At 62.9% G+C, this 18,684-nt stretch carries 24 protein-coding genes; 12 read left to right on the forward strand and 12 right to left on the reverse strand.

The window, feature by feature from the left end; all coding sequences use genetic code 11:
* Positions 1-10 precede the first annotated feature (10 nt).
* Together LOY54_RS26940 and LOY54_RS26945 are read left to right on the forward strand one after the other, a co-directional pair.
* Positions 11-391, forward strand: a complete 381-nt coding sequence (locus LOY54_RS26940; protein WP_003229509.1) for a RidA family protein — start codon at positions 11-13, stop codon at positions 389-391.
* 61 nt (positions 392-452) lie between these two features.
* On the forward strand, positions 453-1,190 hold the full coding sequence (locus tag LOY54_RS26945) for a hypothetical protein (protein WP_045199564.1): 738 nt from the start codon (positions 453-455) through the stop codon (positions 1,188-1,190).
* Between the two features lie 3 nt (positions 1,191-1,193).
* On the opposite strand, the gene LOY54_RS26950 is transcribed toward LOY54_RS26945, so the two are convergent.
* Positions 1,194-2,051 carry an SDR family oxidoreductase gene (locus tag LOY54_RS26950; RefSeq protein ID WP_258608642.1) on the reverse strand — a complete coding sequence of 286 codons (858 nt, stop codon included), beginning with the start codon at positions 2,049-2,051 and terminating at the stop codon, positions 1,194-1,196.
* A gap of 195 nt (positions 2,052-2,246) precedes the next feature.
* On the opposite strand from LOY54_RS26950, the gene exbB reads away from it, so the two are divergent.
* The 6 genes from exbB to LOY54_RS26980 all read left to right on the forward strand — a co-directional run bounded on the left by exbB (position 2,247) and on the right by LOY54_RS26980 (position 8,977).
* On the forward strand, positions 2,247-3,236 hold the full coding sequence (gene exbB / locus LOY54_RS26955; protein ID WP_093377992.1) for a tonB-system energizer ExbB: 990 nt from the start codon (positions 2,247-2,249) through the stop codon (positions 3,234-3,236).
* Positions 3,237-3,239: 3 nt separating this feature from the next.
* Positions 3,240-3,665, forward strand: coding sequence for a TonB system transport protein ExbD (gene exbD / locus LOY54_RS26960; protein WP_045199557.1), 426 nt, complete (start codon positions 3,240-3,242; stop codon positions 3,663-3,665).
* Complete coding sequence (locus tag LOY54_RS26965; RefSeq protein WP_045199555.1) at positions 3,662-4,399, forward strand: energy transducer TonB; 738 nt, start codon at positions 3,662-3,664, stop codon at positions 4,397-4,399. Before exbD ends, LOY54_RS26965 begins: the two co-directional genes overlap by 4 nt.
* A 93-nt stretch (positions 4,400-4,492) precedes the next feature.
* Positions 4,493-5,413, forward strand: coding sequence for a hydrogen peroxide-inducible genes activator (locus LOY54_RS26970; protein ID WP_045199553.1), 921 nt, complete (start codon positions 4,493-4,495; stop codon positions 5,411-5,413).
* A 9-nt stretch (positions 5,414-5,422) separates the two neighbouring features.
* Entirely contained in the window at positions 5,423-7,498 is a 2,076-nt protein-coding gene (gene recG, locus LOY54_RS26975) for an ATP-dependent DNA helicase RecG (protein WP_093377989.1), read from the forward strand.
* Between the two features lie 78 nt (positions 7,499-7,576).
* Positions 7,577-8,977 (forward strand): aminoacyl-tRNA deacylase and HDOD domain-containing protein, encoded by a 1,401-nt coding sequence (locus tag LOY54_RS26980; RefSeq protein ID WP_045199549.1) that lies wholly within the window; start codon positions 7,577-7,579, stop codon positions 8,975-8,977.
* A gap of 22 nt (positions 8,978-8,999) precedes the next feature.
* On the opposite strand, the gene LOY54_RS26985 is transcribed toward LOY54_RS26980, so the two are convergent.
* The 10 genes from LOY54_RS26985 to LOY54_RS27030 form a co-directional block, all read right to left on the reverse strand.
* On the reverse strand, positions 9,000-9,374 hold the full coding sequence (locus tag LOY54_RS26985; protein WP_045199547.1) for a helicase: 375 nt from the start codon (positions 9,372-9,374) through the stop codon (positions 9,000-9,002).
* 117 nt (positions 9,375-9,491) lie between these two features.
* Positions 9,492-9,881, reverse strand: a complete 390-nt coding sequence (locus tag LOY54_RS26990; RefSeq protein ID WP_045199545.1) for a hypothetical protein — start codon at positions 9,879-9,881, stop codon at positions 9,492-9,494.
* Complete coding sequence (locus LOY54_RS26995; RefSeq protein ID WP_093377984.1) at positions 9,872-10,879, reverse strand: sel1 repeat family protein; 1,008 nt, start codon at positions 10,877-10,879, stop codon at positions 9,872-9,874. The genes LOY54_RS26990 and LOY54_RS26995 overlap by 10 nt, the downstream gene beginning before the upstream one ends.
* Positions 10,876-11,406: a hypothetical protein gene (locus tag LOY54_RS27000; RefSeq protein ID WP_258608644.1), complete on the reverse strand. Its 531-nt coding sequence runs from the start codon at positions 11,404-11,406 to the stop codon at positions 10,876-10,878. The genes LOY54_RS26995 and LOY54_RS27000 overlap by 4 nt, the downstream gene beginning before the upstream one ends.
* Positions 11,403-11,783, reverse strand: a complete 381-nt coding sequence (locus LOY54_RS27005; RefSeq protein ID WP_213602873.1) for a hypothetical protein — start codon at positions 11,781-11,783, stop codon at positions 11,403-11,405. Before LOY54_RS27005 ends, LOY54_RS27000 begins: the two co-directional genes overlap by 4 nt.
* On the reverse strand, positions 11,780-12,112 hold the full coding sequence (locus LOY54_RS27010) for a hypothetical protein (RefSeq protein ID WP_045199539.1): 333 nt from the start codon (positions 12,110-12,112) through the stop codon (positions 11,780-11,782). The genes LOY54_RS27005 and LOY54_RS27010 overlap by 4 nt, the downstream gene beginning before the upstream one ends.
* Positions 12,109-12,327: a hypothetical protein gene (locus LOY54_RS27015; RefSeq protein ID WP_045199537.1), complete on the reverse strand. Its 219-nt coding sequence runs from the start codon at positions 12,325-12,327 to the stop codon at positions 12,109-12,111. The genes LOY54_RS27010 and LOY54_RS27015 overlap by 4 nt, the downstream gene beginning before the upstream one ends.
* 181 nt (positions 12,328-12,508) lie before the next feature.
* Positions 12,509-12,784: an HU family DNA-binding protein gene (locus LOY54_RS27020; RefSeq protein ID WP_003213368.1), complete on the reverse strand. Its 276-nt coding sequence runs from the start codon at positions 12,782-12,784 to the stop codon at positions 12,509-12,511.
* 187 nt (positions 12,785-12,971) lie between these two features.
* Positions 12,972-14,120, reverse strand: coding sequence for an NAD(P)/FAD-dependent oxidoreductase (locus tag LOY54_RS27025; protein ID WP_093377970.1), 1,149 nt, complete (start codon positions 14,118-14,120; stop codon positions 12,972-12,974).
* Between the two features lie 34 nt (positions 14,121-14,154).
* Positions 14,155-14,322, reverse strand: coding sequence for a rubredoxin (locus LOY54_RS27030; protein WP_045199533.1), 168 nt, complete (start codon positions 14,320-14,322; stop codon positions 14,155-14,157).
* Positions 14,323-14,490: 168 nt separating this feature from the next.
* Here LOY54_RS27030 and LOY54_RS27035 point away from each other — a divergent pair, with 168 nt between their 5' ends.
* A complete protein-coding gene (locus LOY54_RS27035) occupies positions 14,491-15,054 on the forward strand; it encodes a chorismate lyase (protein WP_045199531.1) in 564 nt (187 codons plus the stop codon).
* A complete protein-coding gene (gene ubiA, locus LOY54_RS27040; protein ID WP_123566976.1) occupies positions 15,054-15,941 on the forward strand; it encodes a 4-hydroxybenzoate octaprenyltransferase in 888 nt (295 codons plus the stop codon). The genes LOY54_RS27035 and ubiA overlap by 1 nt, the downstream gene beginning before the upstream one ends.
* A 62-nt stretch (positions 15,942-16,003) precedes the next feature.
* Here the strand turns inward: ubiA and LOY54_RS27045 are convergent, their stop codons facing one another.
* Positions 16,004-16,378 carry a hypothetical protein gene (locus tag LOY54_RS27045; protein WP_258608647.1) on the reverse strand — a complete coding sequence of 125 codons (375 nt, stop codon included), beginning with the start codon at positions 16,376-16,378 and terminating at the stop codon, positions 16,004-16,006.
* Between the two features lie 146 nt (positions 16,379-16,524).
* Here LOY54_RS27045 and phoB point away from each other — a divergent pair, with 146 nt between their 5' ends.
* The gene (phoB, locus tag LOY54_RS27050) at positions 16,525-17,214 is read left to right on the forward strand and encodes a phosphate regulon transcriptional regulator PhoB (protein WP_010225936.1); all 690 of its coding nucleotides are present in this window, start codon (positions 16,525-16,527) and stop codon (positions 17,212-17,214) included.
* A 115-nt stretch (positions 17,215-17,329) separates the two neighbouring features.
* Entirely contained in the window at positions 17,330-18,640 is a 1,311-nt protein-coding gene (gene phoR, locus LOY54_RS27055; RefSeq protein WP_093377956.1) for a phosphate regulon sensor histidine kinase PhoR, read from the forward strand.
* Positions 18,641-18,684: the final 44 nt, after the last annotated feature.

Raw genomic sequence — 18,684 nt, forward strand, 5'->3', positions numbered from 1 at the left:
AGGAGTCATCATGACCAAGACCGTCATCACCAGTGACAAGGCCCCAGCCGCCATCGGCACCTATTCCCAGGCGATCAAGGCCGGCAACACGGTGTACATGTCCGGGCAGATCCCGCTGGACCCGAAAACCATGGAACTGGTCGAAGGCTTCGAAGCCCAGACCGTCCAGGTCTTCGAAAATCTCAAGGCCGTTGCTGAAGCCGCTGGCGGTTCGTTCAAGGACATCGTCAAGCTGAACATCTTCCTCACCGACCTCAGCCACTTCGCCAAGGTCAACGAGATCATGGGCAAGTACTTCGACCAGCCGTACCCGGCCCGCGCCGCCATTGGCGTTGCTGCCCTGCCGAAAGGCTCGCAGGTTGAAATGGATGCCATCCTGGTCATCGAGTAACACCCCCGAGGGCGCGCCGCCCGGTGCGCCCTCATCCCCCGCCCCTGCAAGGACCCCCGCCATGCGCTACGCGCTCGCCCTGTCGCTGCTCGCCACCCTGTTGAGCGGCTGCGCCAGCCACAGCCCGGAAGACCTCAACGGTACCTGGATCAACCAGAACGCCATCGACGCTGCCGCCAAAGGCTCCAACCTGCGCCAGGCCCTGCTCGCCAACGGCCCGAACCTTGAGTGGAAGGTCAACGTTGCCGCCAGCCAGGCCACCTTCAGCAATGGCTTTGAAGCGGGCGACGGCAAGCTCAAGGCGCTCAAAGATGGCCAGTGGGAAGTCGATTTCTACGGTAACTACGCCGAGACGCTGAGCCTGGACGGCGACGAACTGGTTCAAGCGGCCAGTGACGCCAACCCGCAGCAGAGCTTCCAGCGCGCCGAAACCCCGGCACCCATTGATGCGCCAGCTGGCACCACCTTTGAAACCGAGCTGTACAAGGCTTACATGGGTGGCGACTGGAAGATTGTCGAGGGCCCGGGACAGGGTGCAGTGGCGCATTTTCGCGCCAACGGCAGCCTCGACGGCCTGCCCGGCCTGGATCGCTACGCGCTGTGCCTGGCTGGTGATTGCGCGGCCATGAGCGGCGAGCACGACAGCCTGTGGCTGGAACGCAACCAGCAGGGCAACCCGTGGATTTTCAAGCGCGACGGCAAACAGCTGGAAATCTTCCAGGCCGTCAACAAGGCCCAGGCCGACGAGATGCCCGATCTGCAACCTGGCCCTCGTCGCTGGCTGCTTGAGCGTCAGTAAGGGTTAATTGCTACCGGCAAGGATGGCCGCATAGCCTTCCTTGTAGCTTGGGTACTGTGGCGCCCAGCCCAGTGCCCGGGCCCGGGCGTTGCTGCAGCGCTTGCTACCGGCACGGCGCACCCGCTCCTGTTCCGACCACTGGGTAACGCCCATGTACTCGCGCAGCCAGGCAACCACGTCAAACAGCGGCGCCGGCGCGTCATCGACACCGATGTAGCAGTCGTCCACAGCCTTGCCTTGCTGATCGCTCTTGAGCAAGAACGCCAGCAGCCCGGCAGCATCTTCAGCGTGAATGCGGTTGCCGTACAGCGGCGGCTCTTCGGTTACTCGATAACCCTGGCGGACCTGGCTGAGCAGCCACTCGCGACCCGGGCCGTAGATGCCCGTAAGGCGCACGATGGTCGCCGGGATGCCGCTGGCCAGGGCCAGTTGCTCGGCTTCGAGCATGACCTTGCCCGAATAGCCTTCAGGCGCCACGGCAGCAGTTTCGTCAATCAACTCGCCGTCCTTTTGCGCATACACGCTGCTGCTCGAGACAAACAGCAGGCGCCGCGGCTTTTGCCCGCGCTCGGCCAGCCAGGCCAGCACGTTGCGCAGGCCCTCGACATAAGCGGCCTGGTAACCGGCTTCGTCATGCTGGCTGGCGGCAACGCTGTAGACCAGGTAATCCGGAGCGTCAACCGGCCAGTCGGCCGGGCAACGCGAGTCATTCAAGTCGGCAGCGATCGCCGTCACCCCCTCTGGCAATTGGCCAACACTGCGGCGCAAGCCGCTCACCGGCCAGCCAGAGGCCAACAATTGCTTGGCCAGACGGCCACCGACATCGCCACAACCGACGATCAGAACTGAGGGCGCAGACATCCTGAAACTCCGCAAATCAAAGGCCCAGCCTATCCAAATAAATCGATAGGCGGCTAGCTATGATGGAAAAAAAGTAACTTTATTACTTCTGCTAACAAGAATTACTTGCAATAATGGCCACCCAATTTTGTTCTCGGCCTGTCTCGAGGCCTGGAAGGACAACCACCTCTTTCTTCTTCATCAGGTCAGGCCAGCATGACACGTATCCAACCTTCCGCTTCGCCAACCACGTCGCGCGCATGGCGCGCCGTTGCCGCGCTGATGCTCAGCCTGGTGATGGCACCCGCCGCCCTGGCCGATGAGCCGACCACCGCACCCGCCACTCCAGCCGCCGCCGTTGCACCGGCCGCACCGGGTGCCGAACAGGCTGCTGCGCCGACCGATCCGGCTGCCGCGCCTGCTGTTGCTCCGGTTGATGGCCAGGCCGCCAGCCCGGCTGACGAAAGCGTTGAAGCACTGGTTGAAGATACCAGCCTGGGCATGGCCCACGACCTGTCGCCATGGGGCATGTACAAGAACGCCGACATCGTGGTGAAGATCGTCATGATCGGCCTGGCCATCGCCTCGATCATTACCTGGACCATCTGGATCGCCAAAGGCTTCGAGCTGCTGGGCGCCAAGCGTCGCCTGCGTGGCGAGATCGCCGCCCTCAAGCGTGCCACCACCCTCAAGGAAGCCAGCGACAGCGCCAACAAAGAAGGCACCCTGGCCCACATCCTGGTCCACGATGCCCTGGATGAAATGCGCCTGTCGGCCAATACCCGCGAGAAAGAAGGCATCAAGGAGCGCGTCAGCTTCCGCCTTGAGCGCCTGGTAGCTGCCAGCGGCCGCAACATGAGCAGCGGCACCGGCGTCCTCGCCACCATCGGTTCCACCGCGCCGTTCGTCGGTCTGTTCGGTACCGTCTGGGGCATCATGAACAGCTTCATCGGCATCGCCAAGACCCAGACCACCAACCTCGCCGTGGTTGCCCCGGGTATCGCCGAAGCCCTGCTGGCCACCGCCCTGGGCCTGGTTGCAGCGATCCCTGCGGTGGTCATCTACAACGTCTTCGCCCGCTCCATTGCCGGTTACAAGGCGCAGGTGTCCGATGCCTCGGCCGAAGTCCTGCTGCTGGTCAGCCGCGACCTGGACCACCAGCCAGGCGATCGCGCCGCGGCACCTCACATGGTTAAAGTGGGCTAAGCCATGGGCCTGCATCTTAACGAAGGTGGCGACGACCTCGCCGAAAACCACGAAATCAACGTCACGCCGTTCATCGACGTCATGTTGGTCCTGCTGATCATCTTCATGGTGGCAGCGCCGCTGGCAACCGTCGACATCAAGGTCGACCTGCCCGCCTCGACCGCAAAACCGGCGCCGAGGCCCGAGAAGCCGGTGTTCCTCAGCGTCAAGGCTGACCAGAACCTGTACGTCGGTGACGAGCAGGTCCAGCGTGACCAGCTCGGCGCGATTCTCGACGCCAAGACCAAGGGCGACAAGGACACCACGATCTTCTTCCAGGCCGATAAAGGGGTGGATTACGGCGATCTGATGGAAGTCATGAACACGCTGCGCGCGGCCGGTTACCTGAAAGTCGGTCTGGTCGGCCTTGAGACGGCAGCCAAGAAATGATCAAGACGCGGCATAAGCTGGCGCGTTACAGCAGTAGTCTGGCGATTGTGCTGGGTATCCATGCCGTTGCCGTGTTGCTGACGCTCAATTGGTCGGTGCCCCAAGCGATCGAGTTGCCGCCTGCGGCAATGATGATCGAAATGGCCCCGATGCCCGAACCGGCCCCGCCACCTCCACCCAAGGTGGTCACCCCGCCACAGCCGCCAGCGCCGGTCGAAGAACCGCCGCTGCCGAAACTGGCCGAGGCGCCGAAACCGAAAATCGCCATTGCCAAGCAGGTCAAGCCAAAGGCCAAACCGCAGCCGCCCAAGCCCGAGAAAAAGCCTGAGCCGCCGCAGGAAAAGCCGGCCGACGAGGAAGTGGTCGATACACCGCCAACCACCGCACCGTCGCAGAAATCGGCGGCTCCGGCGCCGAGCATCGCCACCAACAGCAATGCCCTGCCGACCTGGCAGAGCGATCTGCTGCGACACCTGGCGAAGTACAAGCGCTACCCGGAAAACGCCCGGCGCATGCGTATGGAAGGCATCAACCGCCTGCGCTTCGTGGTCGATGGCGAGGGCAAGATCCTCTCCTATGCCCTGGCTGGTGGATCGGGCAGCGCGGCACTGGATCGGGCGACCCTGGAGATGATCCGTCGCGCGCAACCGGTGCCACCGCCGCCTAAAGAACTGCTCAACAACGGCAGCATTGAAGTGATCGCGCCTTTCGTCTACTCGCTGGACAAACGCTAACGCTTTGTTTCTGTCACAAACGAGCAAGTCTGATAACGTGCGTCTATCGATTGCAGCCGCTATGCTGGGGCCGCAACTTCATGGACGCACGTTATGACCCTCACAGAATTGCGCTACATCGTCACCCTCGCCCAGGAGCAGCACTTCGGCCACGCCGCCGAACGCTGCCACGTCAGCCAGCCGACCCTGTCGGTCGGCGTCAAGAAGCTTGAGGACGAGCTGGGTGTACTGATCTTCGAGCGCAGCAAAAGCGCGGTACGCCTGACCCCGGTCGGCGAAGGCATCGTTGCCCAGGCGCAAAAGGTACTCGAGCAGGCCCAGGGCATTCGCGAGCTGGCCCAGGCCGGCAAGAACCAGCTGACCGCCCCGCTGAAAGTCGGCGCGATCTACACCGTCGGCCCCTACCTGTTCCCGCACCTGATCCCGCAACTGCACCGGGTCGCCCCGCAGATGCCGTTGTACATCGAAGAGAACTTCACCCACATCCTGCGCGACAAGCTGCGCAATGGCGAGCTGGACGCAGTGATCATCGCCCTGCCGTTCAACGAAGCCGACGTACTGACCCTGCCGCTGTACGACGAGCCGTTCTACGTGCTGATGCCCAGCGAGCATCCATGGACCCAGAAAGAAACCATCGACGCCAGCCTGCTCAACGACAAGAGCCTGCTGCTGCTCGGTGAAGGCCACTGCTTCCGTGACCAGGTGCTTGAAGCGTGCCCGACCCTGGCCAAAGGCAGCGACGGCGCCAAGCACACCACGGTCGAGTCCAGCTCGCTGGAAACCATTCGCCACATGGTCGCTTCGGGCCTGGGCGTATCGATCCTGCCGCTGTCGGCAGTGCACAGCCACCATTACGCCCCGGGCGTGATCGAAGTGCGCCCGCTGAGCCCACCGGCGCCGTTTCGCACCGTGGCCATCGCCTGGCGCGCCAGCTTCCCGCGGCCCAAGGCCATCGAGATCCTCGCTGACTCGATCCGCCTGTGCTCGGTCGCCAAACCCGCCGCGAGCCAGTAGGAAAGCACCATGCCGGAGTTGTCCCAGGTCTCGGTGACCGCGCTCAAGGGAGTCGGCGAGGCCATGGCCGAAAAACTCGCCAAGGTCGGCCTGGAGAATCTCCAGGACGTGCTGTTCCACCTGCCGCTGCGCTATCAGGACCGCACCCGCGTGGTGCCCATCGGCGCCCTGCGCCCGGGCCAGGATGCAGTGATCGAAGGCGTGGTCAGTGGCACCGACGTGGTCATGGGCAAGCGCCGCAGCCTGCTGGTGCGCCTGGGCGACGGCAGCGGCGTTCTGAGCCTGCGCTTCTACCACTTCAGCAACGCGCAGAAGGAAGGCCTCAAGCGCGGCACCCACCTGCGCTGCTACGGTGAAGCGCGCCCGGGTGCTTCCGGGCTGGAAATCTACCACCCGGAATACCGCGCGCTGACCGGCGACGAGCCGGCCCCGGTGGAGCAGACCCTGACCCCGATCTACCCGACCACCGAAGGCCTGACCCAGCAGCGCCTGCGCCAGCTGTGCCAGCAGAGCCTGGCCCTGCTCGGCCCGCGCAGCCTGCCGGACTGGCTACCGGACGAACTGGCCCGGGATTACCAACTGGCGCCGCTGGACGATGCGATCCGCTACCTGCACCACCCACCGGCCGATGCCGACGTCGATGAGCTCGCCGAAGGCCACCATTGGGCCCAGCACCGCCTGGCGTTCGAAGAGCTGCTGACCCACCAGCTGTCCCAGCAGCGCCTGCGCGAAAGCCTGCGCGCCCAGCGTGCGCCGGTATTGCCCAAGGCCAGCCGCTTGCCCCAGCAGTACCTGGCCAACCTCGGCTTTGCACCAACCGGTGCCCAGCAACGCGTGGGCAACGAGATCGCCTACGACCTCAGCCAGCCGGAGCCGATGCTGCGCCTGGTGCAGGGTGATGTCGGCGCCGGCAAGACCGTGGTCGCTGCCCTCGCTGCCCTGCAAGCGCTGGAAGCCGGTTACCAGGTGGCGCTGATGGCACCCACCGAGATCCTCGCCGAGCAGCATTTCATCACCTTCAAGCGCTGGCTGGAGCCGCTGGGCATCGAAGTCGCCTGGCTGGCCGGCAAGCTCAAGGGCAAGGCACGCAGCAGCGCCCTGGAACAGATCGCCGCCGGCGCCCCGATGGTGGTCGGCACCCATGCCCTGTTCCAGGAAGAAGTGAAGTTCAAGAACCTGGCCCTGGCGATCATCGACGAACAGCACCGCTTCGGCGTGCAGCAGCGCCTGGCCCTGCGCCAGAAAGGCGTGGGCGGTCAACTGTGCCCGCACCAGCTGATCATGACCGCCACGCCGATCCCGCGCACCCTGGCCATGAGCGCCTATGCCGACCTGGACACCTCGATCCTCGACGAATTGCCGCCAGGCCGCACCCCGGTCAACACCGTGCTGGTAACCGACAGCCGGCGCTTCGAAGTGGTCGAGCGGGTGCGCGCGGCCTGCGCCGAAGGGCGCCAGACCTACTGGGTCTGCACCCTGATCGAAGAATCTGAAGAGCTCACCTGCCAGGCCGCCGAAACCACTTACGAGGAACTTAGCAGCGCCTTGGGCGAGTTGCGTGTCGGCCTGATTCACGGGCGCATGAAACCTGCGGAGAAAGCCGCGGTGATGGCCGAATTCAAGCAGGGCAATTTGCAGCTGCTGGTGGCAACCACGGTGATCGAGGTTGGTGTCGACGTGCCCAATGCCAGCCTGATGATCATCGAGAACCCCGAGCGTCTGGGCCTGGCCCAATTGCACCAGCTGCGCGGCCGGGTTGGCAGGGGCAGCGCGGTGAGCCATTGCGTGCTGCTGTATCACCCGCCGCTGTCGCAGATCGGCCGCGAACGCCTGGGGATCATGCGCGAGACCAACGACGGCTTCATCATCGCCGAGAAAGACCTGGAGCTGCGCGGCCCGGGTGAAATGCTCGGCACCCGCCAGACCGGCCTGCTGCAATTCAAGGTCGCTGACTTGATGCGCGACGCTGACCTGCTGCCCGCCGTGCGCGACGCCGCCCAGGCCCTGCTGGCCCGCTGGCCGTCACACGTCAGCCCCTTGCTGGAACGCTGGCTGCGCCACGGCCAGCAATACGGCCAAGTGTGACGCCCGTCCCAGATTGCGGCCAGCCCGGGGTTCAAGCTGGTTATACTCATGCGATTGAAAAAATTTTGGATACAGACCATGACTGAAGTTGCTCTGGACACCGCAACCCCCCACGCTCCGTCTGTTATCCGGTTGCTGCTCGACAAGCTCGGCATCGCCTACCGCGAAGTGACCGACCATCCGCAGCTGCCGGCCGCCGCCAAAGTGCAGGCCGTACTGCTGGACGACGAAGTCGGCGCGTTGATGGTGCTGTTCCCGCAAAACCAGTTGCTCGACCTCAGCCGCCTGACCGAGCTGACCGGCCGCAAGCTGGCTGCGGTACCGCTGGAGCGCCTGCGCCACATGCTGGAAAAGCACGGCCTGAAGATCCTCCCGGGGATTCCGGCGCTGACCAGCTCACCGTGCCTGTACGAAGAAAGCCTGCTGCGTCCCGAGCGCCTGCTGATTCACTCCGGTGAAGCCGGGTTGTTGCTGGAGATCGAGCGCGACGACTTCAAGAAGATGCTCAGCAAGGCCAGCGCCGGCAACTTCGGCGAACTGCTGACCAGCATCCGCCCAAATCTCGACCGCCCCCACGACGACCGCGAAGAAATTTCCCAGGCCGTCCAGGCATTCACCGCCCGGCGCATCCAGCAGCGCCTGGAAAGCACCATCGAGATCCCGCCGCTGGCGGAAACCGCGCAAAAAATCATCAAGCTGCGGGTCGACCCCAACGCCACCATCGATGACATCACCGGCGTGGTCGAAACCGACCCGGCCCTTGCTGCGCAAGTGGTCAGCTGGGCGGCTTCGCCCTACTACGCCTCACCGGGCAAGATCCGCTCGGTGGAAGACGCCATCGTTCGCGTACTCGGCTTTGACCTGGTGATCAACCTGGCCCTGGGCCTGGCGCTGGGCAAAACCCTGAGCTTGCCCAAGGACCACCCGCAACAGACCACGCCGTACTGGCAGCAATCGATCTATACCGCTGCGGTGATCGAGGGCCTGACCCGGGCCATGCCACGGGCCGAGCGCCCGGAATCGGGCCTGACCTACCTGGCCGGGCTGCTGCACAACTTCGGCTACCTGTTGCTGGCGCATGTGTTCCCGCCGCATTTCTCGCTGATCTGCCGGCACCTGGAGGTCAACCCGCACCTGTGCCACAGCTACGTCGAGCAACACCTGCTGGGCATCAGCCGCGAGCAGATCGGCGCCTGGCTGATGCGCTACTGGGACATGCCGGATGAGCTGTCCACCGCCCTGCGCTTCCAGCACGACCCGACCTATGCCGGCGACTGCGCCGCCTTCCCCAACCTGGTGTGCCTGGCGGTACGCCTGCTGCGCTCGCGCGGAATCGGCTCGGGGCCGCAGGAAAGCATCCCCGACGAGCTGCTCGAGCGTCTGAACCTGACCCGCGAAAAAGCCGAGGACGTGGTCAACAAGGTGCTGGAAGCCGAAGCCATGCTGCGTGAGCTGGCCTCGCAGTTCAGCCAGCACTGAGGCGTAAGCCTGACCTTGGCGGTCAGGCCTTCTTTTTCGGTTTCAGGTACTTCATCAGGCCCTGGAACCAGATCACCAGCGCCGGGTTGCCCTTGATCTGGATGCTTTTGTCCTGAATCCCCTGCATGAAGGCCAGTTGCTTGTTCTTGGCCTGCAGGGTGGCAAAACCGAACGCGGCATCCTTGAAGGCGATAGCGAAAGCTGGCGCAGGGTGAGTGCCGGATTTGCTGCTGATTCGCAGGTCCTTGACGATGAAATGGCGCGCCGCCTTGCCATCGAGGGTCTGCAGCTGGAACACCAGGTCCTTGTCGGCCAGTTGCTGCTGAAAGGCAGGGTTGTTGCGGCTGGCCTTGGCCATCAGCAGGCCCATGGCCCAAAGGAGAAAGCGAAACTTCATGTGCACGCCTCGGCTAAAAAGTGACTGGCGAAGCAGTTTATAGTCTCGCTACAAAAACGCCATAGTTCTCTACGCTTTACCCGATGATAGCCGCCGTTGGCCTTGTAACCGGGTTATTCACTGACGCCTGAACCTGCTCAACGCGTACAGAATCAACTGGTTCGCGCCGACAGCCGCCAGTGCCGTAGACAACCCCAGCACGCTGCAAAACATTGCGCGCAGCGGATGCTGGGGCAACAGGTAGAGCAGGATTGCGGCAGGAATGGCCGCCGCCAGCAGCAACCGCCACTTGAGCCGCGGCACCAGCGCGATCGCCAGGTTCATCAACACCACGAAGTAGAAGATCAGGTACATGCCCATGCCGATCGCGACGCCGCGCGACATCAGCCCGCCGGCCATCTGCCGGTACATTGTCATGCCAGTGTTGTGCAGCCACAGGTAAGTAACAATGGCCAACAGGTGCACAACCAGAGCGATTGCCAGGCGGTAAGGGCGAGTTACAAGCATTTCTGTGTCTCGTCTTCGACCACGCCTTTGTCGCTCAGGCGCTTGATACCGTCCACGGCGCTGTCGCGGTAACCGCTGGCCTCCAGTGCCGCTTGCTGGTAGCAAGCCATGGCGCGGTCATTGTCCTGCTGGCCAAGCTTGCCTGCCTCGTAGGCAAAGCCAAGCTCCACCAGCCCCCGCGGCGACTCCAGCTTCGCCGATTGGCGCAAGGCTTGAAGCGCTTTGCCCGGGTCCTGGCAGACCCGGTCCTCGGCATACTCTTCGCCGTAGCAAACGAAGTGCGCCAGCATGGCCCCGGCGTCCCGTTCAGTGACCATAGCCGCCTCCAGGAGCTGCACGATGGTCGAGTCCGGCAGTCGTTCGGCATCCCCTGAAAAAATCAGGATCACCGCCTGGACTGCGGCCTCGTTGTTGCCCTTGGTAGCGGCACTGAGCAGACTGTTGAGGGCGGCGTTCATCAGTTGCCCAGGGTTGTCGTAGAGCCCTGCCCTGCCCAGATTCTCATAGAGCCTGGCGCGCTCGACATCCAGCTCGCCGGCAACCTTCTCCTGGCGCCCGGTAAAGAAGCCCGCCAGCGACCAGTCATCGATCCGCTGTAACACCCAGCATTGGCCGCGGGTAAAGGTATAGACCTTGAGCAGTTCGCCCTTGGTGTCGTGCAACACCACTTGCCGGCTACCCTCCTGCTCGACCACCAGCCCCAGCGCGGCACGCTTGGCCGGCTGTAGCAAGGCCAGCGACGGGCGCTGCTCCGGGGCCAGCTTGCGGATCGCCACACGCGGTTGCTTGCGACCGGGGTAGATCCGCTGCTCGATCAGCGGGTCAGCCACCAGCGACTGCTGCAGCGCTTCGCTCTGGGCAAAAGCGGCGAAAAAGGCGCCAAAATCGTTGTCGGAGCAGTCCGGCATGTCCGCCGGGGCACCAGCGCAGGTTGTCGCCCCGGCCAGCAGCAGGAACGAGCAGAACCACTGCCGCCACGTCGTCGCAAAGCCTTTCATGGTTTGCCTCTGTCGATCAGCTGTTGAGTGGGAGTACACCAGTAGTCACTGAAACCCAGCCAGTAACCCAGCACATCGCGGATAAAGCGCAGGGCGTTTTCCGGCTTGCGGCAATCGGCCTGCTCGTCGGCCACGTCATAGGGCGTATTGCTGATGAAGTAGTTGAGCCAATGGGGCTTCCAGTTGGGTATGGCGATCTCGATATGCCCATCAGCCTTGTACAAGCTGATCCAGACGATGCCGACAGTGCCGTCGTCTTCGTAATCGCGCATGTCCAAAGAGGTCTGCGAGAACAGCGGCGTGCGGTAAACCTGCTTTTGATTGCTGCGGTCAATGAAACGCAGGTAGGCCAGGTCATCGAAAGGCACCAGCCAGCCACCAACCGGCACATTCTCCATGAGATAACGGCCCGACTCGCTGACCACCCTGACTTCGCCTGGCCGATCGATCAATACCTGGATGTTGTGTCCCACCCAAAGTACCAATGCCCCAACCATCGCCAGGGCAAAATAGTGCCTACGTTTCAAGACCGATCCTTGTTGAATACATTCAGCCGGCCCAACCAGTGGGCAAGCATTATCGCCAGGAAAGTCAGACCACCGGCCAGCGGGCTGAAAAACATCGTTCGCACCGGGTGATCCGGCATCAGCCAGTAGATGATCAACGCCACCAGCGCGCCATTGATCATGAGTTTGTGCTTGAGCCTCGGCACGAAAACGATCACCAGGCTGAAGATCACCATCACATCGAACACCAGCCAGAAAATGGCGCCAGACGCCACGCCGCGGGCGGTGAAGCCGCCGTAGATCTGCTTGTAGTAATGAACCCCGATGTCGTTGAGCACTAGGAACAGGAAGCAAGCCAGCGCATGCACGGCCAGGGCGATCAGCCAGCGTTTGATCATCGGGAGTTTCCTTGCAAAGCCTGGCACCAGCTGCGCACATCGTTCCTGTCGAAGCCCGGGCAGTTGTTGTCGCGGGGGATATAGCGATAGGGGTGCGCGGCTTCGTAGGTGAAGTGGTAGTAGTTGTGCTTGTCCTGGCCGTACAGCCAGTAGGACGAGGAGCCCTGGGAAATCTGGTAGGGCTCGAAGGTCAGCATTGAGGATTCGGCGGGGATGAAGTTGTCAGGCTCCATCCACAGCAGCAGCGCGTTCGAATACAACGGCGTGGTCACGCCTGGCAGCAGCAGGAGTACCAGCAACGCCAGGGCCAACCCTTTGCCTTTGCTCATGCCGGCGGCAGGTTCGCATAGTAGGAACCCACCAGTTCCATGACCACCACGGTGGTCAGGCAAATGAACGTCAGCAGGCGATGCCAGAGCTGGTCACGCCAGCGTCGGTGCAGGCTGGTGAGTATCAATATCAGGCAGACAAAGGCCAGGCTGCCGAACAGGTCGCTGTCGGCAACGCCCGCCAGGTAGTTGGGCAAGGTCAAGCCGTCATACATGGCGTTGCCCTGCGCTAGCGGTTAGTGCGAATCCTTCGGTCTTCATCACGGCCCTCCCTGGACACTTCCCCGTCCTTGCGACGGCGGCCGCGTATGCTAGCCAGATGCCAGGGCGGCGGCAATAAAAAACGGGCACCTTGTGCGGTGCCCGTTTTTCACTGCAATCGATCTGTGCGAGGCATCACGGATTGACGCTGTCCTTCAGGGATTTGCCTGGTTTGAAAGCAACGGTGTTGCTGGCCTTGATCTTGACCGGCTCGCCGGTTTGCGGGTTTTTGCCCGTGCGGGCACCGCGGTGGCGCTGCAGGAAGGTACCGAAGCCGACCAGGGTCACGCTGTCCTTGCGGTGCAGGGCGCCGGTGATTTCTTCGAGCACGGCGTTGAGCACGCGGTTGGCTTGCTCTTTGGTGAGATCAGCCTTTTCCGCAATGGCGGCGGCGAGTTCTGGTTTACGCATAGTGAAGCCTCTTTGACGGTTTTTTTGTTGTTATGCCGTGCTGCTCTTGAAGAACAGCGCCCAAGGCACCGCAGGCTCTAAACTGCGGCAGACGGAGTGAGAATGGCATGCCCTCAGGGGCCGCGCCAGTCTCTGGGCGGCCATTGTTGGGGCAAAGGCAGGGGAAATCCGACAGAACGCCGGTTATTTACGCCATCAGCGCCGGAAGTTGCCGATTTAGAGCCAGCTTGTCCATGACGGCGGTGCCGGTCAGGGCATAGCCCAGCAGTTGGCCGTCTGCGTCATGGCAGAGCACCTTGAGGTCGGCGCCCTGGCCTTCAACGCTCCACTGGCCCTCACGGCCATGGGGCACAGGCGACACCACCAGCGGGCAGGCCGGGGTTTTAACCGTAACCGGCATCGGCCCGTAGGCGACCGCTGTCGGGTTGCCGGCCAGGGTTTGCGCCAGCGCCCGGGCGCAACTCATCAACGGCATCACATACAGCAGATTGAGGCCATCGACTTCGGCGCAATCACCGAGGGCGAAGATGTTGGCGTGGGAGGTACGCAGCTGGCGATCAACCACTACGCCGCGATTGACCTGCAACCCCGCAGCCGAGGCCAGGTCGATGCGTGGGCGCAGGCCAACAGCCGAAACCACCAGGTCGCAAGCAATCACGCTGCCGTCGGACAAGTGCGCTTCTAGGCCCTGCTCCAGCCGCTGCAGGCGGGTCAGTACCGGGCCCAGGTGGAAGCGCACGCCCAGCTCTTGAAGGCCGGCCTGAACCGCGGCTGCCGCCATCGGGTGCAGCAAGGTCGGCATGACCTGCTCGCACGGCGCCACCAGCTCGACCTGATAGCCACCCAGGCTCATGTCGTTGGCGAACTCACAGCCGATCAGGCCGGCGCCGAGGATAAGCACCCGTTGCTTGCCAGCGGCGGCGGCACGGAAACGGGCGTAGTCTTCGAGGTCGTTGATCGGGAAGATCAGCTCGCCCGCATCGCCTTCGACCGGCACCCGCACGGTTTCGGCGCCCCAGGCCAGGATCAGGTCGCGGTAGTGAACCTGCTCTTCACCGATCCACAGGCGTTTGTGGCCCGGGTCGATGCCGCTGATGCGGGTGTGGGTGCGCACCTCGGCCTTGAGCTGCTCGGCCATGGCGCCGGGTGCGGCCATGCTAAGGCCGTCGGCGTCCTTGTTCTTGGCGAAACCGGTGGAAAGCATCGGCTTGGAGTAGGAGCGGCCGTCGTCGGCGGTAATCAGCAACAACGGCGTATCGCCGTCGAGCTTGCGAAACTCGCGAGCCAGGTTGTAACCCGCCAGACCTGTACCGACAATCACCACTGGAGCCGTCATGCGCTGCCTTCCTTGAAATCTGATTGAAATGTGATCAGTTGATTTCGATCATCTCGAAATCCATCTTCCCGACACCGCAGTCCGGGCATAGCCAGTCTTCGGGTACGTCTTCCCACCTGGTGCCTGGAGCGATGCCGTCGTCCGGCCAACCGTCAGCTTCGTTGTAGACCAGGCCACAGACAATACATTGCCACTTTTTCATAACGCACTTCCTCGAAAGACTCAGGCATTGGAGTGGCCGCTCTCGTGAAGATTACAGTGGCGGCCATCAAAGAAAGGGCTTTGTACTGGAGCCAGGTGCCAGCATGCAAGCCGGATCGGGCAATCATGCTAAGCTCGGCGTCTCTCTGGCCTGTTATTCGATACCGCCGTGCCGTACGAAACATTGCAAGCGCCCGCTGCACTCTGGCTGCAGCACCCTGACCTGGCAGACAGCACATCGCCCACGACTCGCGACTGGTTGTACGACCAGGGCTCCCTGACCCGCCGCCTGATTCAATTATCCGCCGATCACTTTTGCGTGACACCCCTTTGCGAGGGCTGGCAACGCCTGCGCGAAGACGAATGCCAGGCCCTTGACCTGCCGTTGGGCAGCGAAGGCTGGGTGCGCGAAGTGTACTTGCGCGGCCATGGCCAGCCCTGGGTGTTTGCCCGCAGCGTGGCCGCGCGCAGCTCGCTGGAAAGTGGCGGCCTGGACATGGAAGCGCTGGGCAGCCGCTCATTGGGCGAACTGCTGTTCTGCGAACAGGGCTTTGTCCGCCGGCCCATCGAGGTCTGCCACTATCCGCAGGCCTGGCTGCCGCTGGAGCAGTGCCATGCAGGCTTGTGGGGGCGCCGTTCGCGCTTTGATCGCGACGCCTTGAGCGTGCTGGTGGCCGAGGTGTTCTTGCCTACACTGTGGATTGCCGCCGACACCCCATCGGAGACCCGCTGATGTACCTGCAGTTGCTCAAGTCGTTCAATCGCCTGCACCCCCGGGCCTGGGACTTCATCCAGCTGAGCCGGATGGACCGTCCGATTGGCATCTACCTGCTGCTGTGGCCGACCCTTTCGGCCGTCTGGATTGCCGCCAAGGGCGCGCCGACCCTGGCCAACGTGCTGATATTCACCCTCGGCGTGGTGCTGATGCGCGCTGCCGGCTGCGCCATCAACGATTTCGCCGACCGCAAGGTCGATGGCCACGTCAAACGCACTGCCGACCGCCCGCTGGCCGCCGGACGGATCAACGCCCGCGAGGCGCTGACCCTGTTTGCGGTATTGGTCGGGGTGAGTTTCTTGCTGGTGCTGTGCACCAATGCCACCACGGTGTGGCTGTCGTTCGGCGCTGTGGCGCTGGCGGCCTGTTACCCGTTCATGAAGCGCTACACCTACTACCCGCAGGTGGTGCTGGGGGCGGCCTACTCCTGGGGCATCCCCATGGCCTTCACCGCCGCCACCGGCGAGCTGCCGGCCATCGCCTGGCTGCTGTACATCGCCAACCTGCTGTGGACCGTGGGCTACGACACGTACTACGCCATGGTCGACCGCGATGACGACCTGAAAATCGGGGTCAAATCCACCGCCATCCTGTTCGGTGAAGCCGATCGGGTGATCATCCTCACCTTGCAGGTATTGTCCCTGGGCTGCCTGTTACTGGCCGGCAACCGCTTCGAGCTGGGCGGCTGGTTCCACCTGGGACTGGTGGCAGCCTTGCTGTGCTTTGCCTGGGAGTTCTGGTCGACGCGCAAGCTGGACCGCGAATCGTGCTTCAAGGCCTTCTTGCACAACCACTGGGCCGGGTTGCTGGTGTTTGTCGGCATCGTGCTGGATTACAGCTTCTGATTCATCGCGGGGCATGCCCGCTCCTGCACCTGTAGGAGCGGGCTTGCCCCGCGAAAAAGCCATTACGGTTTGGCAACGTGCCAGACGTCCTTCATACCGTCGCCCACAGTGTCCCCCGCCTTCTGGTCCTTGACGAAGGTGTACAGCGGCTTGCCATCATAGGCCCACTGCATGCTGCCGTCATCGCGCTTGATCTGTGTCCACTTGCCTTCGGCCTTCTCGCCATCCTTGACCATCAACGGCGGCCAGTTCTTGGCACAATCACCGTTACACATGGATTTGCCGCCAGCGTCCTTGTCAAAGGTGTACAAGGTCATACTGTTATGGTCGACCCACATGCCGTCCTTCTCCATGGCATGATGAGCCGAGGCCACTCCCGGCAGCGCCAGGGCTACTGCAGCGAATAGACCCATCCAGTTCAGCGTATGTCGTGTCATTGGATTCACCGTAATTCTCGGGAGAGGGAATTTAAGCCTAGCCCAGTAACAGAATGTTGCTGCAATGCCCCACGAGCTGTCACACGACTGCAATAATTCCGTTATCTAATGCGGGCCAAGACACCTTTAATGGAAGAGGTTTAAGCATGGTTGGCAGAAACATTCTGATCGTTGACGACGAAGCGCCAATTCGCGAGATGATCGCCGTTGCATTGGAAATGGCCGGCTATGACTGCCTGGAAGCCGAAAACTCCCAGCAGGCCCACGCCATCATCGTCGACCGCAAGCCGGACCTGATCCTGCTCGACTGGATGCTCCCGGGCACCTCCGGTATCGAACTGGCCCGCCGCCTCAAGCGCGACGAGCTGACCGGCGACATCCCGATCATCATGCTCACCGCCAAGGGTGAGGAAGACAACAAGATCCAGGGCCTGGAAGTCGGCGCCGACGACTACATCACCAAGCCTTTCTCGCCGCGCGAGCTGGTGGCCCGGCTCAAGGCCGTGCTGCGCCGCGCCGGCCCGAGCGATGGCGAAGCGCCGATCGAAGTTGGCGGCCTGCTGCTCGATCCAATCAGCCACCGGGTGACCATCGACGGCAAGCCGGCCGAAATGGGCCCGACCGAATACCGCCTGCTGCAATTCTTCATGACCCACCAGGAGCGCGCCTACACCCGTGGCCAGCTGCTCGACCAGGTCTGGGGCGGCAACGTCTATGTCGAGGAACGCACCGTCGACGTGCATATCCGCCGCCTGCGCAAGGCGTTGGGCGATGCCTACGAAAATCTGGTACAAACCGTCCGCGGCACCGGTTACCGGTTCTCAACTAAAAGTTGAGAAAGCTGCAAGCTGTAAGCCCCAAGCTGCAAGAAAGAGCAAAAGCACACGCAGATCCGCTTCAACCTTGCAGCTTGTAGCTTGCAACGTGCAGCTGATCCGCTAAGGATCCCAATTGAACCAGAACTGGCATGGCACCCTGATTCGCCACATGCTGTTGCTGATCACCGTCTGCCTGCTGGCCGGCCTGATCAGCGGCTACTATGGCTGGAGCCTGGCCCTGGGCCTGGCGATCTACCTGGGCTGGACCCTCAAGCAACTGCTGCGCCTGCACGAATGGCTGCGCCTGCACAAACCCGATGAAGCACCGCCCGATGGCTATGGCCTGTGGGGCGAGGTGTTCGACAGCATCTACCATCTGCAACGCCGCGACCAGCGCGTGCGCGGGCGTCTGCAGGCGGTGATCGACCGGGTGCAGGAGTCCACCGCCGCCCTCAAGGATGCGGTGATCATGCTCGACAGCGATGGCAACCTGGAGTGGTGGAACCGCGCCGCGGAAACCCTGCTCGGCCTCAAGACCCCGCAGGACAGCGGCCAGCCAGTAACCAACCTGGTACGTCATCCACGCTTCAAGGAGTACTTCGAGCAGGAGAACTACCTCGAACCGCTGGAGATCCCCTCGCCGATCAACGACCGCATGCGCGTGCAACTGCACATCACCCGTTACGGCAACAACGAGCACCTGATGCTGGTACGCGATGTCACCCGCATCCATCAGCTGGAGCAGATGCGCAAGGATTTCGTCGCCAACGTCTCCCACGAACTGCGCACGCCGCTGACGGTGATCGCCGGCTACCTGGAAACCCTGCTCGATAACGTCGAAGAGGTGAACCCGCGCTGGGTTCGTGCCCTGCAGCAGATGCAGCAGCAAGGCGGGCGCATGCAAACGCTGCTCAACGACCTGCTGTTGCTGGCCAAGCTGGAAGCCACCGACTACCCCTCGGACAACCAGCCAGTAGCGGTCGAGACCCTGCTGCAATCGATCAAGGGCGACGCCCAGGCATTGTCCGGGCAGCGTAACCAGCGCATCAGCCTGGAGGCGCAGCCGGGCATTCGCCTCAAGGGTAGCGAGGCGGAGCTGCGCAGCGCCTTCTCCAACCTGGTGTTCAATGCAGTCAAATACACCCAGGACGAAGGCCAGATCCGCATCCGCTGGTGGGCCGACGAGCAAGGCGCACACCTGAGCGTGCAGGACTCGGGCATCGGCATCGACCCCAAGCATCTGCCACGCCTGACCGAGCGCTTCTACCGCGTCGACTCCAGCCGTGCCTCCAATACCGGTGGCACCGGCCTGGGCCTGGCGATCGTCAAGCACGTGCTGCTGCGCCATCGCGCGCGCCTGGAAATCAGCAGCGTGCCAGGCCATGGCAGCACCTTTACCTGCCATTTCGCCCCGGTGCAGATAGCCTCGCGCCAGGCATCCTGAGCCGCCGCCCTTTAAATTTGCGCAGTCAGCCGCTACATTGGCTG

The organism is Pseudomonas sp. B21-032, assembly GCF_024748965.1.
GTDB lineage: Bacteria > Pseudomonadota > Gammaproteobacteria > Pseudomonadales > Pseudomonadaceae > Aquipseudomonas.

Excerpts from the sequence above, each read along its gene's own strand:
- LOY54_RS26940 (WP_003229509.1), top strand. The coding sequence starts at position 11 with ATGACCAAGACCGTCATCACCAGTGACAAGGCCCCAGCCGCCATCGGC.
- LOY54_RS26945 (WP_045199564.1), top strand. The coding sequence starts at position 453 with ATGCGCTACGCGCTCGCCCTGTCGCTGCTCGCCACCCTGTTGAGCGGC.
- LOY54_RS26950 (WP_258608642.1), bottom strand. The coding sequence starts at position 2,051 with ATGTCTGCGCCCTCAGTTCTGATCGTCGGTTGTGGCGATGTCGGTGGC.
- exbB (WP_093377992.1), top strand. The coding sequence starts at position 2,247 with ATGACACGTATCCAACCTTCCGCTTCGCCAACCACGTCGCGCGCATGG.
- exbD (WP_045199557.1), top strand. The coding sequence starts at position 3,240 with ATGGGCCTGCATCTTAACGAAGGTGGCGACGACCTCGCCGAAAACCAC.
- LOY54_RS26965 (WP_045199555.1), top strand. The coding sequence starts at position 3,662 with ATGATCAAGACGCGGCATAAGCTGGCGCGTTACAGCAGTAGTCTGGCG.
- LOY54_RS26970 (WP_045199553.1), top strand. The coding sequence starts at position 4,493 with ATGACCCTCACAGAATTGCGCTACATCGTCACCCTCGCCCAGGAGCAG.
- recG (WP_093377989.1), top strand. The coding sequence starts at position 5,423 with ATGCCGGAGTTGTCCCAGGTCTCGGTGACCGCGCTCAAGGGAGTCGGC.
- LOY54_RS26980 (WP_045199549.1), top strand. The coding sequence starts at position 7,577 with ATGACTGAAGTTGCTCTGGACACCGCAACCCCCCACGCTCCGTCTGTT.
- LOY54_RS26985 (WP_045199547.1), bottom strand. The coding sequence starts at position 9,374 with ATGAAGTTTCGCTTTCTCCTTTGGGCCATGGGCCTGCTGATGGCCAAG.
- LOY54_RS26990 (WP_045199545.1), bottom strand. The coding sequence starts at position 9,881 with ATGCTTGTAACTCGCCCTTACCGCCTGGCAATCGCTCTGGTTGTGCAC.
- LOY54_RS26995 (WP_093377984.1), bottom strand. The coding sequence starts at position 10,879 with ATGAAAGGCTTTGCGACGACGTGGCGGCAGTGGTTCTGCTCGTTCCTG.
- LOY54_RS27005 (WP_213602873.1), bottom strand. The coding sequence starts at position 11,783 with ATGATCAAACGCTGGCTGATCGCCCTGGCCGTGCATGCGCTGGCTTGC.
- LOY54_RS27010 (WP_045199539.1), bottom strand. The coding sequence starts at position 12,112 with ATGAGCAAAGGCAAAGGGTTGGCCCTGGCGTTGCTGGTACTCCTGCTG.
- LOY54_RS27015 (WP_045199537.1), bottom strand. The coding sequence starts at position 12,327 with ATGTATGACGGCTTGACCTTGCCCAACTACCTGGCGGGCGTTGCCGAC.
- LOY54_RS27020 (WP_003213368.1), bottom strand. The coding sequence starts at position 12,784 with ATGCGTAAACCAGAACTCGCCGCCGCCATTGCGGAAAAGGCTGATCTC.
- LOY54_RS27025 (WP_093377970.1), bottom strand. The coding sequence starts at position 14,120 with ATGACGGCTCCAGTGGTGATTGTCGGTACAGGTCTGGCGGGTTACAAC.
- LOY54_RS27030 (WP_045199533.1), bottom strand. The coding sequence starts at position 14,322 with ATGAAAAAGTGGCAATGTATTGTCTGTGGCCTGGTCTACAACGAAGCT.
- ubiA (WP_123566976.1), top strand. The coding sequence starts at position 15,054 with ATGTACCTGCAGTTGCTCAAGTCGTTCAATCGCCTGCACCCCCGGGCC.
- LOY54_RS27045 (WP_258608647.1), bottom strand. The coding sequence starts at position 16,378 with ATGACACGACATACGCTGAACTGGATGGGTCTATTCGCTGCAGTAGCC.
- phoB (WP_010225936.1), top strand. The coding sequence starts at position 16,525 with ATGGTTGGCAGAAACATTCTGATCGTTGACGACGAAGCGCCAATTCGC.